At 76.5% G+C, this 510-nt stretch carries 1 protein-coding gene and 1 pseudogene; one reads left to right on the forward strand and one right to left on the reverse strand.

What is annotated here, in order from left to right:
- Positions 1–44: 44 nt before the first annotated feature.
- Entirely contained in the window at positions 45–281 is a 237-nt protein-coding gene (locus AXW62_RS35770) for an acyl-CoA carboxylase subunit epsilon (protein ID WP_078961726.1), read from the forward strand.
- Positions 282–414: 133 nt separating this feature from the next.
- On the opposite strand, the pseudogene AXW62_RS35775 reads toward AXW62_RS35770, so the two are convergent.
- Positions 415–510, reverse strand: a pseudogene (locus AXW62_RS35775) (ATP-binding protein); the annotation flags it as partial.

The following is a 510-nucleotide window of genomic DNA, read 5'->3' on the forward strand; positions in this document are numbered from 1 at the left end:
GCGCGAGCCGGGAAGACCAGCGTGACAAGGGAGAAGAGACAACCGTGAGCACACCCAGCGACATCGCCGGTCCCGCCGCCGCGGCGGCCACCCTGGTCCGGGTCGAGAAGGGCCACGCCGACGCCGAGGAACTCGCCGCGGTCACCGCGGTGCTGCTCGCCCGCGCGGCCGCCGGCACCCACCGGGCCACCGGCCCGTCCCGGCCGAGCCGCAGCGCCGCGCGCTGGCGCCGGCTGGAGCGCCGCCCGGCGTTCAGCGCGCCGCACAGCTGGCAGGGCTGAGCGGCACCGGCGCCGCGTCCGGACGGCCGCACACCGCCCGGCAGCGCACCGGCCCCGGCCGGAACCCCGGACACACAAATCCCCTGTTCTCCTCGGAGAGCAGGGGATTTCTGGCTTCCGGCGCCGGTCCCGGCTACCGCAGCCGGGCCATCAGCGCGTGCTCGACGAGGGTGATGAGCGCGCTCTTGGCCTCGCTGCGGTGGCGGGCGTCGGTGGTGATGATCGGCGC

This window comes from Streptomyces hygroscopicus subsp. hygroscopicus (assembly GCF_001553455.1).
Taxonomy (GTDB): Bacteria; Actinomycetota; Actinomycetes; order Streptomycetales; family Streptomycetaceae; genus Streptomyces; species Streptomyces hygroscopicus.